The 16,365-nt window shown below is 73.0% G+C and carries 13 protein-coding genes; 7 read left to right on the top strand and 6 right to left on the bottom strand.

What is annotated here, in order from left to right; genetic code table 11:
* Positions 1–203: 203 nt before the first annotated feature.
* The 5 genes from ACZ7KF_RS37130 to mdlC all read right to left on the bottom strand — a co-directional run bounded on the left by ACZ7KF_RS37130 (position 204) and on the right by mdlC (position 6,409).
* Entirely contained in the window at positions 204–899 is a 696-nt protein-coding gene (locus ACZ7KF_RS37130) for an EthD domain-containing protein (protein ID WP_471085557.1), read from the bottom strand.
* 205 nt (positions 900–1,104) lie between these two features.
* Positions 1,105–1,413 carry a muconolactone Delta-isomerase family protein gene (locus ACZ7KF_RS37125; RefSeq protein ID WP_471085554.1) on the bottom strand — a complete coding sequence of 103 codons (309 nt, stop codon included), beginning with the start codon at positions 1,411–1,413 and terminating at the stop codon, positions 1,105–1,107.
* A 125-nt stretch (positions 1,414–1,538) separates the two neighbouring features.
* Positions 1,539–2,696, bottom strand: coding sequence for an IS701 family transposase (locus ACZ7KF_RS37120; RefSeq protein WP_471085551.1), 1,158 nt, complete (start codon positions 2,694–2,696; stop codon positions 1,539–1,541).
* 497 nt (positions 2,697–3,193) lie between these two features.
* Positions 3,194–4,093: a LysR family transcriptional regulator gene (locus tag ACZ7KF_RS37115; protein WP_471085547.1), complete on the bottom strand. Its 900-nt coding sequence runs from the start codon at positions 4,091–4,093 to the stop codon at positions 3,194–3,196.
* A gap of 663 nt (positions 4,094–4,756) precedes the next feature.
* Complete coding sequence (gene mdlC, locus ACZ7KF_RS37110) at positions 4,757–6,409, bottom strand: benzoylformate decarboxylase (RefSeq protein ID WP_471085544.1); 1,653 nt, start codon at positions 6,407–6,409, stop codon at positions 4,757–4,759.
* Positions 6,410–6,870: 461 nt separating this feature from the next.
* Between mdlC and ACZ7KF_RS37105 the strand changes: the two genes are divergently transcribed.
* The 6 genes from ACZ7KF_RS37105 to ACZ7KF_RS37080 all read left to right on the top strand — a co-directional run bounded on the left by ACZ7KF_RS37105 (position 6,871) and on the right by ACZ7KF_RS37080 (position 14,155).
* Entirely contained in the window at positions 6,871–7,182 is a 312-nt protein-coding gene (locus ACZ7KF_RS37105) for a putative quinol monooxygenase (protein WP_471085541.1), read from the top strand.
* 39 nt (positions 7,183–7,221) lie between these two features.
* Entirely contained in the window at positions 7,222–8,670 is a 1,449-nt protein-coding gene (locus ACZ7KF_RS37100; RefSeq protein WP_471085538.1) for an ankyrin repeat domain-containing protein, read from the top strand.
* Between the two features lie 100 nt (positions 8,671–8,770).
* A complete protein-coding gene (locus ACZ7KF_RS37095; protein ID WP_471085535.1) occupies positions 8,771–9,214 on the top strand; it encodes a nuclear transport factor 2 family protein in 444 nt (147 codons plus the stop codon).
* Between the two features lie 82 nt (positions 9,215–9,296).
* Positions 9,297–11,804: a sugar phosphate nucleotidyltransferase gene (locus tag ACZ7KF_RS37090; RefSeq protein ID WP_471085532.1), complete on the top strand. Its 2,508-nt coding sequence runs from the start codon at positions 9,297–9,299 to the stop codon at positions 11,802–11,804.
* A 112-nt stretch (positions 11,805–11,916) separates the two neighbouring features.
* Entirely contained in the window at positions 11,917–12,609 is a 693-nt protein-coding gene (locus ACZ7KF_RS37085; RefSeq protein ID WP_471085529.1) for an SDR family oxidoreductase, read from the top strand.
* A gap of 118 nt (positions 12,610–12,727) precedes the next feature.
* Complete coding sequence (locus ACZ7KF_RS37080; protein WP_471085526.1) at positions 12,728–14,155, top strand: MFS transporter; 1,428 nt, start codon at positions 12,728–12,730, stop codon at positions 14,153–14,155.
* 67 nt (positions 14,156–14,222) lie between these two features.
* Here ACZ7KF_RS37080 and ACZ7KF_RS37075 read toward each other — a convergent pair whose 3' ends face one another.
* Complete coding sequence (locus ACZ7KF_RS37075; protein WP_471085523.1) at positions 14,223–15,203, bottom strand: LysR substrate-binding domain-containing protein; 981 nt, start codon at positions 15,201–15,203, stop codon at positions 14,223–14,225.
* A gap of 144 nt (positions 15,204–15,347) precedes the next feature.
* Between ACZ7KF_RS37075 and ACZ7KF_RS37070 the strand changes: the two genes are divergently transcribed.
* Positions 15,348–16,358: an aldo/keto reductase gene (locus ACZ7KF_RS37070; RefSeq protein ID WP_471085520.1), complete on the top strand. Its 1,011-nt coding sequence runs from the start codon at positions 15,348–15,350 to the stop codon at positions 16,356–16,358.
* The last annotated feature ends 7 nt before the right edge of the window (positions 16,359–16,365 follow it).

The following is a 16,365-nucleotide window of genomic DNA, read 5'->3' as shown; positions in this document are numbered from 1 at the left end:
CGCCACCGCACGGCCTGCCCGGCGCCCCCTCCCGCCGGGCAGGCCCCACCCCCCACCCCCACCCCCCCCATCCGCGCCCCCCATCCGCGCCCGCCAGCCGCGCCCGCCAGCCGCACCAGCGGCCGGGCACACCCGCGGGCCACGACGGGTCCCTGGGGTGCGTGCCCGCGGGCTTACGGCGGTCCCTGGGGTGTGCGGCGCTCTCAGCGGCTGTCCGGGCCGATGACCCAGTGCTCGCGGGTGACCAGCCGGTGGTCGTAACGCGGCTCGATCAGCGTGGCCAGCTCCTTGTCCGCGGCGAGGAACTCGGGGGAGTCCAACGCCGCGGCGAGCGCGTCGGTGCTGTCGAACCACAGCTGGTGGGCGGCGTCCAGCACGGCCTCGCCGATGCCGTAGGCGCCGTCACGGGTGTGGCCCTGCACATGGCCGCGCAGCCCGGGCACCTCGAGCAGCAGCTCGGCGTAGCGGCCCAGACTGCGCTCGCGGAACTCGGCCAGACCAAGGCCCTGGCGGCGCTTGACCAGGCGCAGCAGCTTCACACCCGCGCCACGGCCCTCGTGCACGGGCGGCTCGCGCAGCACGTGCGCGTCGGTGTCCAGCACGACGGTGCGCCAGAACGCCGCCCAGCGCGGCTCGTCCAGCCGGGCGCCCTGCAAGAACTCCTCCGTCTGCAGGGAGGCGAGCTGCTCCTCCTCGTTGGCCAGCCAGATCTCGGCCACGCCGCTCCACAGCGGCTCACCGTCCTCGCTGCCGAACGGGATCCGCGTGTCGATCATGTACTTCCTGATCTGCGGGATCTTGCTGGCGTACCGGACGGCGTGCACCTCGAGCCAGTACCGCTGGAATTCCTCTTCGGACATGCCCGGCTTGGGCGCGGCGAAGATCAGCTGATGAATCATTGTCCGCTCCAGGGAGAAGAAAAAGAAAGGGACAGGCAGGACAGGACAGTCGTGCCGTTCTCGGGCGCGTGCGGGAATGCGCGGGTCAGACCGTGCGGGAATGCGCGGGTCAGACCGTGTGGGAATGCGCGGGTCAGACCGTGTGGGAATGCGCGGGTCAGACCGTGTGGGAATGCGCGGGTCAGACCGTGTGGGAATGCGCGGGTCAGACCTTGTACCGCTTGACGACGTCCTCGGCGAAGCCGACGTAGTCCCGCAGCGGCCAGACCTCCTCGAATTCCAGGTATTCACGCATGGGGAGACGGCCCAGGGCGGTCCGGTCCAGTTCCTCGGCGTCGGGGGAGTCGATGATCGCGATGACACGCTTTTGCGCGGCGACCTTCCAGATCCCCACGCAGAAACCGGAATCGACGGTCTCCTGGGCGTGTTCGGCCTCCTCGGCCTCGATCTCCCACAGCTCGTCGAGGCTGATCCGCCCCTCGTGCTTCCACTTCATCTGGACGTAGAACAGCATCTGTTTCTCCGATCGAAACGAGACGTCTTCACGACGAAGACGCTTTCGGACAGGGCACCTTTCGGACAGGTCGCCTCTCGGGCGGAGCGTCTTTCAGGCGGTGCCCCGGTGCGCCGGGTGAGCGGTCATGCCGGGACGGACAGCAGGCGATCGCCCAGGCGGTGGTGCAGGCGGCGGGCGAGCCGGTATCCGTGGGCGACGGAGGCGAGGGTGACGTGGTGGTGCCAGCCGCGAAAGGAGCGGCCCTCGAAGTGCCGCAGTCCCACGCCCTCGGTCAGCTCGGGCAGGTCACCGTCGAGACGGCGGGTGGTGCGCAGCAGCGCGGCGAGTTCGGCGGTGCCGAAGGCCACCAGGTCGGTCAGCCACACCGTGCCCGGCCGCAGCGAGCCGGCCGGCCACTCGGCCAGCACCCGGCGTGAGCGGCGGTGGATCCGGCCGTGGCTGATACCGACCGCGCTGTGCCCGGGGACGGTGGTGGTGACATAGCGGGCCCGGGTGGGCCGGCCCTGGGGGTGCTCGCGTAGCGACAGCGTCGTACGGCCCTGGCGGGCGGCGAGCGCGGCGAGCCGGCCCACGGTGGAGCGGGGCTCGCCGGTGCCGGCGACGGGCGTGGAGGGCGGCACCTGCACCAGGTAGGACAGGTTGCGTTCCTCCAGCCCGCCCAGCAGCGGCTGGACGTCACGCTCGTTGTCCACCTGCACGATCACCGGCGCGGGCGGCAGGTTCCACACGTCGACCATCTCGTCCAGGGCGTCCAGCAGATACTGCCAGTCCGGCCGGGACCGCTCGTGCTGCGGCACCCGCGCCTTGGCCCGGCGGTGCCCCTCCCGGTTCCAGCTCGGCGGTATCACCAGCCGCCAGTTGGCCGCGCTGATGCCGTCCTCACCGACGAGGAACACCCCCAGCGCCCGCTGGCAGTTGAGGACCCTGCCCTCGGAGGAGGCGTACTGGCGGGCGACGGCCACCGATCCGTCGCCGTTCTTGGGAAAGGCGACCTCCTGCACCACCCACGCCTTCGGGCGCAGGACGCGGTCCATACGCCGGGCCAGGGCCTGGCGCACCGAACTCCATTCCCACGGACTCTGGTTCACGAATTGCTGCAGAGACTGGATGGAGTCGGTGCCCGGCGCGAGGTCGGCGATACGCCGGATGGACTTCCGCCCGGGTACGCTGAGCAGCCCCCGCGCGTATACTTCACCCCAACGCCTCTGGTCCGAGCGTGTCATCGAACTGAAAACGTCCCGGCAGAACTCCGAAAACCGTGGAACGCTCGGCAGGTCCATCGCATCTGGTCCGGCATGGGGGGCGGGCATTGTTCCTCCGTATCGCTGCGACCCGACAAGATCTGGTGCGGCATCGATCCGCTCCGTCGCTCCTCTCGCACATTTCCCGGGGCGAGGAGACAGGAGCCGGACTGTTTTGTGTCCGTGCTGTTCCTGCCGTCGGATTCATACTGGCGAAAAGGAGTTCGGGCGCGCCAGCGCGCCGGAGTACTACGTCGAATATGCCGTACGACATCGTGACCTGCTCGAAAACGGGTGCGACATCGTGATTTCCGGCTTTGCCGGCCGCCGGGAGTGTGCATGAGAACGCGCCACGCCCGCCCGCCCCACCAGGGAGAGGGGACCCTCCCGCCAGGGGGAGAGGGCCGCCCCGCCGTCAGGGGTGGGGAGCGTCCCAGGGGGTGGGGAGCGTCCGTCAGGGGGAGAAGGGGACCGTCCCCAGGGGGTGGGGGTCGTCCCGTCAGGGGGCGGGGGGTGTCCCGTCCGCCCCGGCGGGGTCAGAAGGCGGGCTGGGGCGGGGCGAGTTGGCTGACCACGGAGACGAAGTGCGCGGCCAGGGTGTTGCGGCTGTCGGCGGGCCGGACGACGGCGATGCGCAGGGGCTCGGCGTCGGCCAGCGGCAGCCAGGTCAGGTCGGGGCGGGGAAAGCAGTCGGCCATGGCGCGGGGCACGATGCAGATACCGAGACCGGCGGCGACGTATTCGAGGAGTTCCTCGGCGTTGTCGGCCTCCGGGCCCGGCCGGGGCCCGCCGTCGGGGGGCAGGGGGATCTCGGCCCACCGGTTGACCCACTCCACCTGCAGGCGGCGGGCGCGCGGGACGACCTCGCCGCGCAGGTCGGCCGTCCGCACCCGGTCCCGGCCGGCCAGCCGGTGGGTGGCGCACACCCCGACCACCCGGGGTTCGTGGGCGACGACCTCGGTGACCAGCCCGGTGGTGTCGGCCGGCAGCCAGACGAAAGCGACGTCGACGAGTCCCTGGTGCAGGGCCTCCACCTCACCGCCCCAGCCGAACTGCTCGGGCTTGACGACGACGTCGGGGAAGCGGGCGGCGAAGGCGCTCTCGGCGCGGGCGGCGAGCAGAGCGGCGCCGGTGACGTCGTAGCCGACCCGGAGGACGAGTGCCTCGGCCGCGGCGGCGGTGCGGGCCGCGCGCTGGGCCGACTCCCAGGCCGACAGCAGCTGCCGGGCCGGTTCCAGGAACGCCGAGCCGGCGGCGGTGAGCTGGACGTCGCGGCTGCCGCGCCGGAACAGCAGGGTGCCCAGGTCGTCCTCCAGCTGCCGGATCTGGCGGCTGATCGCCGGCTGGGAGACACCCAGGCGCACCGCGGCGAGACTGAAACTCATCTCCTCGGCCACGGTGACGAAGTACCGCATCGTCCGTGTCCTGACGTCCATGACGGGCCCCCGGGTCGGCGTGGAACTCCAGCTATAGCAGGAAGACATGACAGACGCCGGTGCCGCACCCGCGCGAGGACGCAGCCGCGCGCCCACTTCGTGAGGTCCCCACCCCCCGGGCCCACCCCCCGGCCCGCCCCACGCCCCCGCCGGCCGCGCGCCGCACACCGGCCCCACCCCCGGTCGCACACCGGCCCCACCACCGGGCCGCGCACTGACCGCACACCGGCCCCACCCCCGGTCGCACACCGGCCACACCCCCCGGTCGCACACCGGCCCCACCCCCGGTCGCACACCGGCCGCACCCCCGGGCCGCACACCGGCCCCCCGCCCTACCCTCGGCCGCTCCCCATACCGGCCCTCGCCCCGGCTGCCCCCCCGGTTCCGCTCCGGGCCGGTGACCGACGGGCGTGCAGGCAAGCAGCGCGAAGAGGGATGGGGGAGGGGGAGGAAGAGCGGGGGTGGGGAATGAGGGGGAGGGTGGTTGGCGGGGATGACAGCGGGGGGCCGCCCCACGCGCTGTGGCGTGGGGCGGCCCCCCTTTTTTTTGTGCGGTGCGGCGGTGCGGTGGTGCGGCATCCGGCACCGGCCGGCCCCCTGTCATCGGGGGCGCCCGCCGGCCGCCGGGCGCGGTCCCCCTTTCGCGTGACGGAGAAGCGGGGGTCAGAGGCGGAACAGTCCGGGATCGGCCACGACGACGTCCAGCAGCATGGGGCCGTCGGCGCTGAGCGCGCCCTTGAGGGCGTCACGCAGCTGCTGCGGCGTCTCGATGCGTTCGGCGGGGCAGCCGAAGCCACGCGCGAGCTGGGCCATGTCGACGTCGCTGAGGTCCCATCCGGCCTGCCAGGCGTTCTGCGCGCCCTGGTCGAGGTAGTACTTCAGCGACAGGTAGCCGGAGTTGTTCGGGATGACGAAGGTGACGGGCAGGTTGTACTTGGCCGCCGTCCACAGCGCGTGCAGCGTGTACTGGGCCGAGCCCTCGCCGGTGACGACGACGACCCGCTGGTCGGGGCGGGCCAGGGCGTAGCCGACACCGCCGGCGAAGGGGAAACCGAGGGCGCCGCTGGCGGTGGCGAAGTAGCCGTTGTCGGGGCCCAGCGGGATCTGCTCGTGGAAGTCGGCCCGGGCGATGGGCAGTTCCTCGAACAGCTGGGCGTCCTCGGGCAGTTCCTGGGCCAGCAGGTGGAAGAGGTAGGCCTGGGTGAGCGGCGTGGACGGCTCGGGCACCGCCACCTCGGGCCGGGCGACGGTGAACGCGCTGCGCCGGCCCTCCTCGGCGAGCGGGACGAGGTCGCGGACGGCCCTGGCCGGCGGGCAGATCACGGCGGTGCCGGCCATCGACCAGGCCGCGGCGGTGGGGTCGTCGGTGACGTGGATGACGCGGGTGTTCTCCGGCAGGGCGGGCTGGTCGCTCTCGTCGAGCGGGGCGGGGCTGGTGGAGAACAGGTCGGCGGTGGTGAACAGGGTGAAGGCGGGGCTGCCCAGCACGACGACCACGTCGTGTTCGGCCAGCCGCTGGTTGATCAGCTCGGGCATCGGGGCCAGGACGCCGCCGAAGAGGGGGTGGGTCTCGGGGAAGCTGCCGCGCGGCCACACGGGGCTGCCGTAGACGGTGGCGTTCAGCTTCTCCGCCAGCCGTACCAGCTCCCGGCGCGCGCCGCCCTTCTCCACGCCGGGGCCGGCGACCAGCGCGGGCCGCTGGGCGCCGTTGAGGGCGGCGGCGATCTCCTGGACGACCGCCGGGTCGGGCACGACGGCGCTGCGCACGGTGCGGGGCTTGAGCGGGGTGGGGGAGGCGGGGCGGATCCAGTCGTCCTCGGGAACGGCGACGAACACCGGGCCGGCCGGTTCCTGCCGGGCGATGTGGTAGGCCTTCTCCAGCAGGGCGGGGACGTCCTGCGGACGCGCCGGCTCGGCGGACCACTTGATGTAGGGCCGGGGCAGGGAGGGGGCCTCGGTGGCGTTGAGGAACGGCTCGCCCAGCAGCAGCTTGCGGGCCTGCTGGCCGCCGACGATGACCATCGGGGTGTGGGCGCTGGCGGCGGTGTAGACCGACCCCATCGCGTTGCCCAGCCCGGGCCCGCCGTTGATCATCACCAGTGAGGGGCGGCCGGTGGCCTGCGCGTAGCCGTCGGCCATGCCGACGACGGTGGCCTCCTGCAGCCCGGTCACGAAGGTGAAGTCCGCGGGCCAGTCGTCGAACAGCTTCATCTCGGTGTGACTGGGATTGCTGAAGATGGTGGTCAGTTCCAGATCCCGTAAGAGATCCAGCGTCGCGTCCCGCACGGTGCGAAAGCTCGTCTGCTCCTGGGTCACGGTCAACACACTCCTGCTCGGTCGTCGTCGAAAAGATCGGTCGTCGTCGAAAAGAAGGGCGCGAGGGAACGGTGTCGCGCTCTGAGCGCCCGCCCCAGGCAGGCGTCGACATGTGGTGGTGGCCAGTTGGAAGCCTCGGCCCCGCCGCGGGGAGCGGACAAGGAAACGGGCCCTCGACCGGGATACTTCGTCACCTGCACCCCGGCCGGGGCGGGCGACTTAACGACCTGACGGCCCGTGCCGTGCCATGCCGTGCCCGGTGCCGGGCCGCGTCCCTAGAGTCGGGGCGGTGAGGCCGGGAAAAGAGGCGGGCAAGCCCCGCCAAGCCCCGGAAAGCCGCCGAAACCCTCGCTGTTTCTTCCTCCCGTGCCTTTTTTCAGCCCCCGTTCACCCCGCAAGCGGCCGTGCCCCGCCTCGTGCGCGCAGCCGGCCGCAGGAATTCCGGAAAGGGAAAAGAGCGCATGGACAATCCCGTCGCGGTGATGGGCCTCGTCCCCGTCCGGCCGGGCCGCTACCCGCAGGCCGAACAGATCCTGCTGGCGCTGGCGCAGCGCGCACGAGAGGAGGACGGCTGCCTGGCCTTCCACGTCCACCAGGACATGCAGGACCCCAACCTCCTGGTCTTCCACGAGATCTGGCAGTCCCTCACCCACCTGCACACCCATCTGGGCAGGGAGGAGCCGAAGCAGGCCACCACCGCCCTGCAAGACCTCGCGGAACGCGCCATCGACACCCACGTCATGCACGTCAAAAGCCCCCGCCCCCGCCCCTGAACCGGGCACGGGCCACCACCCAGCGAAAGGGCCGCCCCCATGAGCAGCACCCAGCGCACGCGGCAGGTCGTCGAGAAGTACTTCACCGACCTGGAGCGAGGTGACCTGCCGGCGGCGCTCGCGGCACTGTCACCCGACATCGAGTTCGAACTCCCCCTGGACCAGTGGAACAAGGTCATCCCCTACCTGGGCCGGCACGTCGGCGTCGCCGCCGTGCAGCGCGCCTTCGAGATCCGCGCCCAGACGACCGAGATCCTCGACTACGCGCTGCGGGACCTGCGTGCCGAAGCGGACACCGCGATCGCGATCGTCTACACCAAGGCGGCACACACCCGCACCCGCGAGGAGTTCGAGATCGAGGACGCCCACACCCTCGTCGTCGACGACAGCGGCCACATCGTGCGCTGGAAGGCCTACTTCGACCCCAACGGCGAGATCGCGGCCTTCACCAAGGACCGCGAGGAGCGGCTGGTGGCCGCGGCGTGGGCCGGCGACACCGAGCTGGCCGCCGAACTGCTGGGCCACGGCGCCCACGTCGACCACCGCGACGCCGCCAGCGGCCTGACCCCCCTGATGATCGCCGCCGGCCGCGGCGACGCCGCCCTGGTCCGCCTCCTGCTGGACGCCGGCGCCGACGTCTGGAACACCGACAGCGGCGCCGGCGCCACCGCCCTGCACAAGGCCTGCCAGGGCGGCAGCCTGGACGTGGTCCGAGCCCTGGTCGAGGCCGGGGCGTTCCTCGACGCCGTCGCCGCGACCACCGGGCACACCCCGGTGATGGACGCGGTGTGGTTCAAGTACCCGGAGCTGGCCAAGTACCTCGTCGACCAGGGCGCCGGGCTGAACCTGAGCACCCACTACGGCTTCTCCCTGCAGCAGCACTTCGACTACGAGCTGAACGTCAACGCCGTCGGCAAGGAAGACCTCCTGCGCGCCGAGCGCTACCTCAGCGACCGCAAGGCCGCCGACGCGGCCGCCGCCGAGGCCCAGCAGCTGATGGCCGCCGTCACCACCGGCGACACCGACCGCGTACGCACCCTGCTCGCCCAGGGCGCCACCGTCGACGAGCGGTTCCCCGTGGTCAACGGATTCAACGACGCCCACACCCCGCTGCTGGTCGCCGCCCGCGACGGCCACACCGACATCGTGCGGCTGCTCCTGGAGGCCGGCGCGGACGTCAACGCCACCGAACCGACGTTCGGCGCGGTCCCGCTGCACAAGGCCGTCTACAACGGGCACGCCGCCTCCACCCGCATCATCGCCGCCTGGCCCGGCGTCGACCTCGACTTCCAGGGCGCCACCAACGGCTACACCCCGCTGCACGACGCCCTGTGGCACGGCTACGAGGAATGCTCCCTGGCCGTACTGGAGGCCGGGGCCCGCCTGGACCTGGTCGGCCACGACGGCAAGAGGCCGCTGGACCTGGCGGTGGAGGTGTTCGGGCCCGAGCACCGCGTGACCAAGTCCCTCCGCGCCAGGCTCGCCTGACCCCCCACCCACACCCCCACCCCCGCTTCACGCCCCCTCTCGCCCCCCGGCGCGCGCCGCGGGGGCCGACCGCTCCGCCACGGGAGAAGACGACACCACCATGGCCCACACCGCCGACCACCCCGACACCAGCGGCGACATCGCCACCGTACGGGCGTTCCTGACCCACCTGGAGCAGGGCGACATCGACTCCTGGATCAGCCTCTTCGACGACGACGCCGAACAGATCTACCCCTACGGCACGAAGATGTTCCCCGCCCGCATCAAGGGCAAGGACGCCATCCACGCCCGCTGGGCCGCCCTGCCCGGCATGTTCCGCAGCATGCGCTTCCCGGTGCGGGAGATCTTCACCGGCGGCGACGGCGTGGTGTGCCGGTTCGACGGCGAACTGGTCAAACGCGACGGCAGCACCTACCGCAACAGCTACATCGGCATCTTCCGCTTCACCGCGCAGGGCAAGGTCCGCGAGTACTGGGAGTACTTCGACCCGATCGAAGCCGGCCAGGCCTTCGCACTGGCCGACATCACCTACCGGCCCTCCTGAAAGAGCCCCGCCATGACGCTGGACAGAGCTCCGCTGTGACGCTGGACAGAGCCCCGCTGGGACGCTGGAAGGAGCCCTTGCCGTGAAGGCTGTCGTCATGGCCGGAGGCGAGGGAACCCGGCTGCGCCCCCTCACCTCCGGCCTGCCCAAACCCCTGCTCCCCGTCGCCAACCGGCCCATCATGGAGCATGTGCTGCGCCTGCTCGGGCGCCACCACCTCCAGCAGACCGTCGTGACGGTGCAGTTCCTCGCCCAGCTCGTGGAGAACCGCTTCGGCACCGGCGAAGAGCTGGGCATGGACCTCTCCTACGTGCACGAGGAACAGCCGCTGGGCACCGCCGGCAGCGTCAAGAACGCCGAAGCCCACCTCAAGGACGACGCCTTCCTCGTCATCTCCGGTGACGCGCTGACCGACATCGACCTGAGCGCCCTCATCTCCTTCCACCGGCGCAAGAAGGCCATGGTCACCGTCTGCCTGGCCCGCGTCCGCCATCCGCTGGACTTCGGGATCACCCTCCTCGACGGGGACGGCCGCGTCGAACGGTTCCTCGAAAAACCCACCTGGGGCCAGGTGTTCTCCGACACCGTCAACACCGGCATCTACGTCATGGAACCCGAGGTGCTGCACTACATCACCCCCGGCGAACCGGTGGACTGGTCCCACGACGTCTTCCCCCGCCTCATGGCCGAGGGCAGACCCGTCTACGGACACATCGCCGACGGCTACTGGGAGGACGTCGGCACCCTCGACAGCTACACCAGGGCCCAGAGCGACGCCCTGCAGGGCCGGGTCGCCCTCGACATCGACGGCAGCGAACACGCCCCCGGCGTGTGGATCGCCCCGAGCGCCGGCGTGCACCCCGACGCCCGCCTCCACGGCCCGCTGTGCATCGGCGCCGGCGCCACCGTGGCGGCGGGCGCCGAGATCGGCCCGCACACCGTCCTGGGCGCCCACACCGTCGTCGCCGCCGGCGCCCGCCTGGCACACACGGTCGTCCACGACCACGCCTACCTCGGCCCCCGCACCTCGCTGCAGGCGGGCGTGGTGGGCGCCGGCACCCAGGTGCTGCGCGGGGCCCGGATCGGCGAGGGCGCGGTCATCGGCGCCTCCTGCCGCATCGGCGAGGGCGCCGACATCGCCGCCGGGGCCCGCATCCACCCCTTCAGGACGGTCGAGGACCACGCCGTCGTCACCGGCTCCCTCATCCACCCCACCACCGCCCCCGCCAGGCTGTTCGGCCACGACGGGGTGTCGGGGCTGCTCAACGTCGAGATCACCCCGGAACGGGCCCTGCGCCTGGCCGCCGCGTTCGCCACCACCCTGCCCCCAGGCGCCGAGGTCACCCTCGCCCGCGACCACTCCGCCGGCGCCCGCATGCTGACACCCGCCCTGGCCAGCGCCCTGCAGGCCGGCGCCGTCCACGTCAGCGACCTGGCCCACGTCCCCCTGCCCCTGGCCCGCCGGCACACCGCCCACCACAGCGACGGCGGCATCATGGTGCGCACCACACCCGACGCCCCCGACAGCATCGACCTGCTCTTCCTCGACTCCGGCGGCACCACGTTCTCCCCGGCCGCCCAACGCGCCCTCGAACGCGTCCACGCCCGCGGGGAGTTCCGCCACGCCCCGCCCGGCCGGCTGGGCACCCGGCACGCACCCGCCCACCTGAGCGACACCTACCTCCAGGCCCTGCACGGCGCGGTGGACCTGCGCGGCATCGCCTCCGCCGGGCTGAAGGTGGTCCTGGACGCCGCCCACGGCAGCGCCGGCCCGCTCCTGCCGGGCCTGCTGGGCCGGCTCGGCGTGGAGGCCGTCGTCCTGGGCGCCGGCCTCGACGAACACGCCGCCGCCGACACCCCCCAACGCCGCCGCAGCGCACTGACCCGCCTGGGCCGGGCGGTCGCCGACGCCCGCGCCGCGCTCGGGGCCCGCTTCGACGCGGTGGCCGAACGGCTGTGGCTGGTGGACGAGCGCGGCCGGCCCCTCGGCGACGACCGCGCACTGCTGACCTGGCTCACCCTGCTGACGGCCGAACGGCCCGGCACCCGCATCGTGCTGCCCGCCCCCCTCACCCGCGCCGCCGAACGCATCGCGGACCGGCACGACGCCACCGTGATCCGCTGCGCCACCGCCCCCTTCGACCTCGCCGACACCGTGCGGCGCGAACACGCCGACGGGGCCGGCGACGGCGCCGGCGCCTTCGTCGTCGCCCCCCTGGCCCCCACCCCCGACGCGTTCGCCGCACTGGCCCAGCTGCTGGGACTGCTGGCGCGCTCCGGGACGCAACTGAGCAAGCACGAGGCCGCGCTCCCGCGCACCCACGTCCTGCACCGGCAGGTGCCCACCGCCTGGACGGCGAAGGGAGCGGTGATGCGGGCGGTGACGCAGGAAGCGGCCCGCAGAGCGGCACAGGTGGACACCACCGACGGCATCCGCATCCTGCACCCGCACGGCTGGACACTCATCCTGCCCGACCCCCACCGGCCGGTGATGCGCCTGTGGGCGGAAGCGGACACCGCCGCCAGGGCACACACCCTCCTCCAGGACTGGCGCACACACGTGCTCCGGGCGGCGACACAGGCGGGCTGAAAGAATCCGACGACAAGTCAACAAGCCGTGCTTTCATGGGAGATGATCGCTTCGCGGGCATCACCTCGCGCACGACTCGACCCGCCCCTTTCCCCCAGTCGAAGGAACACCCATGTCCCCTGACACGGCAGCGCCGCTGGCCGGTGCCCGCGTACTGGTCGTCGGCACCGGCAAGATGGGGGTGGCGACGTCCCGGCTGGCGTCGGCCGCCGGCGCCAAGGTCACACTGGCCGGCCGGTCGGCCGCACGCCTGGCCGACATCGAGGCCCAGCTCGAGACGGTCACCGTCCACGTCGCCGACTGCGAGGACGGCGAGCAGGCCACGCACCTGGTGGAACAGGTCCAGCCCGACCACATCGCCGTCTTCGCGGGCGCCGGGCACGTCAGCTCCGCCTACGGCATCGCCACCACCGAACTCGGCGAGGCCCAGGCCTCCTTCGGCCGGTTCTGGCTCAGCTACAACCTGCTGCGGGCCGCCGCCGGCCGCCTGCCCGAGGGCGGCTCGGTCACCCTGCTGTCCGGCTCCAGCAGCACCCGCCCCTCCGAGGGCCGCGGCTTCTGGGGCGCGCTGCACGGATCGATCGACGCGCTGGGCCGCAACGCCGCCTGGGAGCTGAGCCCGCTGCGGGTCAACACCATCAGCCCCGGCGGCATCGGAGTCACCCCCATCAACCGCCAGCTGGTCCGCCACCCGGGCCGGGCCGAGGACATCGCCTCGATGGCCCTGGCCCTGATGTCCAACCCGGCGGTGACCGGCACCGTCGTCGACGTCGACGGCGGCGAATTCCTCGGCTCCTACTCGTGACCTGACCACCCCCCGCGCCCCCTCCGCCCCACGCCCACGCCGGAGAAAAAAAAGGGGGGCAGGGGGCGGCGGCACCGGCACAGAGCACCGAGGAGACCAGGGAAAGGGGCCGGCGGACATGACCGCTCGGACGGACGGCACGGCACGGCCCGCGGGCGGCGAGCGCCGCGCACTCGCCGTCCTGGCCGGCGCCCTGGCACTCGACGTCAGCGGAATGAACATCGTCAACCCCGCACTGCCCGCCATCGCCACCCACTTCCGCCTCGGCAGCGTCGGCCTGCAATGGACCATGACCTCCTACGCCGTGACGTTCGCCGGCCTGCTCCTGGTCAGCGGACGCCTGGCCGACGTCGCGGGCCGGCGCCGGCTGTTCACCGCCGGCGTCGCGGTGTTCGCCGCCGCCTCCCTGGCCGCGTCCGCGGCCCCCACCGCCGCGGTCCTGATCGCCGCCCGCGCCGCCCAGGGAGCGGGCGCGGCCCTGTCCGGCCCGGCCGCCCTGGCCCTGCTGACCGAGGTGTTCCCCGCCGGCCGCCGTCGCGAGCGGGCACTGGGCGTCTACGGCGCGGTCGGCGCGGCCAGCGCCAGCGCGGGCCTGGTCCTGGGCGGCGCCCTGGTGCAATGGCCGAGCTGGCGCGCGGTGTTCGTCGTGCAGGTCCTGCTCGCCGGCCTGCTGTGGCTGCCCGCCCGCCGCGTGCTGCCGCCCGGACACACCGCCCGGCCCGGCACGGTGGACATCCCCGGAGCCGTCGCCGTCAGCGCCGGCCTGGTCCTGACCGTGGCGGGAGTGGGCCTGGCCGGGCAGCCGGGCCGGCCCGGTCCGGCCGGACTCGGCCTGCTGGCCGCCGCGGCGGCGGTGCTCGCCGCCTTCGCCGTCCGCCAGCACCGCACGGCCGACCCCCTGCTGCCGCCCGCCCTGTTCCGCGCCGCCTCGGTCCGCGCGGCGTCCCTGACCGCGTTCCTCCAGTACGCCGCCGCCGTGGGCCTGCTGTTCTTCGCCCCCCTGTACCTGCAGGACGTGCTCGGCTACTCACCGATGGCCTCCGGCCTGGCCGTGCTGCCGATGTCCTGCGTGGTACTGGCCACCTCCCACCTGCTCACCCGGCACCTGCTGGCCCGCTTCGGCCAGCAGCCGGTACTGGTGGCCGGCCTGCTGCTGATCGCGCTCGGTATGGCCCGCTGGGCGTGGATGCCGCTCAAGGGCGCCTACCTCACCCAGATGCTGCCCGGCCTGGCGGTCATCGGCCTGGGCATCGGCCTGGTCTTCCCCGCGATGACCGCGGCGGCCCTGACCGGCGTCCCCGCCCACCGCCACGGCGTGGCCGGCGCGGTCAACGTCGTGGCCCAGCAGATCGGCTGCAGCGTCGGCGTCGTCGCTCTCGTCGTGGTCTCGGCCGCGGCCACCCCCGCCCCCACCACGGCCGGCCAGGTCACCGGCTACCACGCCGCCTACGCGGCAGCAGGCATCGCCTGCCTGGCCGGAGCACTGCTGGTCGCCCTGGAACGCACCTGGAAAGACGACGGCCACCCCACCCCCGCCCACCCCTGAGAACCAGCCACCCCACCCCACCGCCCCCTCCGCGCCGTACTCCCGGCAGACCCGCCGGCCCGGCCCGTCAGCTCCCCGCGCCCGCCCCCGGCTCCGCCCCCGTCCCCGCGCCCGCCCCCGGCTCCGCCTCCGCGCCCGGCTCCGTCCCGGTGCCGGCCTCCCGGGCGGCGAGCACGATCGCGCGGAAGGACGCGACGACCGGCCGCAGGTCGGTGCCGTGCCAGGCGGCCCACAGCCGTACCGAGGACGTCAGCCAGGGCAGCGCGCGGACGGTGACGCCGGGCGTGGTGGCACGGGTCATGCTCTGCTGCACCAGCGCACAGCCCAGGCCGGAGGCGACCAGCCCGAGCGCGGTGAGCGGCCCGGGCGCTTCCAGGCGGATGTCGGGAGTGAACCCGGCCGCGGCACAGGAGGCGACGAAGGCGTCGCGCCAGTCCGGGGCCCGGCTGTCCTCCACCGCGATCCACGCCTGCCCCTCCAGGTCACCGGGCCGGATCCGCTGCCGCCGGGCCAGGGGGTGCCCGCAGGGCAGGGCCAGCAGCAGCGGATCCTCCAGCAGCAGCGCACCGCGCAGGTCCCCATCGTCCTGCCCGGGTGCCTGCGGGACGAGCGCGATGTCCAGGCTGCGCTGGCGCAGGCCCTCGAACTGCTCGGCCGCGGGCAGGTCGTACAGGGCGACGTGGATACCGGGCCGTTCGTCGTGCAGGGTGCGCAGCGCACGGGGCAGCACGCCGGTGTGCATGGCGTCGCCGACGTAGCCCACGCACAGACCGCCCTCCTCGCCGCGGCCCAGGCGCCGGCCGAGGTTCTCCAGACGGCCGGCGTGGCGCAGCAGGGCCCGGGCCTCGGTGAGGAAGATCCGCCCGTCGGAGGTGAGCCGGATGCGCTGCTGGGTGCGCTCGAACAGCACGAGGCCGAGGTTCTTCTCCAGCTGGGCGATCTGCCGGCTCAGCGGCGACTGGGAGATGTGCAGGCGCTCGGCGGCCCGGCCGACGTGTTCCTCCTCGGCCACGGCCACGAAATAACGCAGTTGTCGCAGGTCAAGCACGTAAGACTCTCCGGGACTCAACTCTGTCCAAGTAAGTCTTGGACAGTCTGACACCTCGATCCTAGCCTCGGTGGAGCAAGAGCCGCGGAGCCGGACGAACCAACCGGAACTCCGCGAGAGGTATCACCGGAGGATTTTCTTCTCATGGGTATCAAGACCCTGCTGCCGGGCCGCCTGGGCTTCGGCACCGCCCCCCTGGGCAACATGTTCCGCGCGATCCCCGACGAGGAGGCCGCCGCCACCGTCGAGGCCGCCTGGGACGCGGGCATCCGCTACTTCGACACCGCCCCCTTCTACGGCGCGGGCCTGTCGGAGATCCGTCTCGGCGAGGTCCTGGCCGGCCGGCCGCGCGAGGACTACGTGCTCAGCACCAAGGTCGGCCGCGTCATCCTCGACGAGGCGGAGGACCCCGCCGCACGCGACCTGGGCGAGAAGGGAGGCCTGTTCGCGCACGGCCGCCCGAACAAGATGATCGACGCCTACACCGCCGACGCGACGCTGCGCTCCATCGAGGACAGCCTGCGGCGCCTGAGGACCGACCGCCTCGACATCGTGTGGGTGCACGACACGGCCCAGGACTTCCACGGCGACGACTGGCTCGCCGTCTACGAAAGCGCCCGCACCGGCGCCTTCCGCGTCCTGCAGCGCCTGCGGGACGAAGGAGTGATCAAGGCCTGGGGGCTGGGCGTGAACCGGGTGGAGCCCATCGAGCTGACCCTCGAGCTGGACGAACCGCAGCCGGACGCGTTCCTCCTCGCCGGCCGCTACACCCTCCTGGACCACGAACGGTCGCTGCAGCGCCTGCTGCCCGCCGCCGCCGCGCAGGACGTCGACATGGTCGTCGGCGGCCCCTACAGCTCCGGCATCCTCGCCGGCGGCCGGCACTTCGAGTACCAGCAGGCCCCCGCCCACGTCGTCGCCAGGGTCGAGCGGATCAAGGCCCTGGCCGCCAGGCACGCGGTGAGCGTCAAGGCGGCCGCCCTGCAGTTCGCCCTGGCCCACCCCCAGAGCGCGGCCGTCGTGCCCGGCGCCACCCGGCCCAGCCGCATCGCCGAGGACGTCGCCGCGCTGGGCGAACGCGTACCGGCCGCCTTCTGGGACGCCCTGCGCGCAGAACACCTCATCGCCGCCGACGCCCCCACCCCCGCCGTCTGACCCGACC

The organism is Streptomyces sp. NPDC038200 (genome assembly GCF_055600785.1).
Note: the sequence above shows the minus strand (reverse complement) of the source record. Positions and strands in the feature narration are given on the sequence as shown.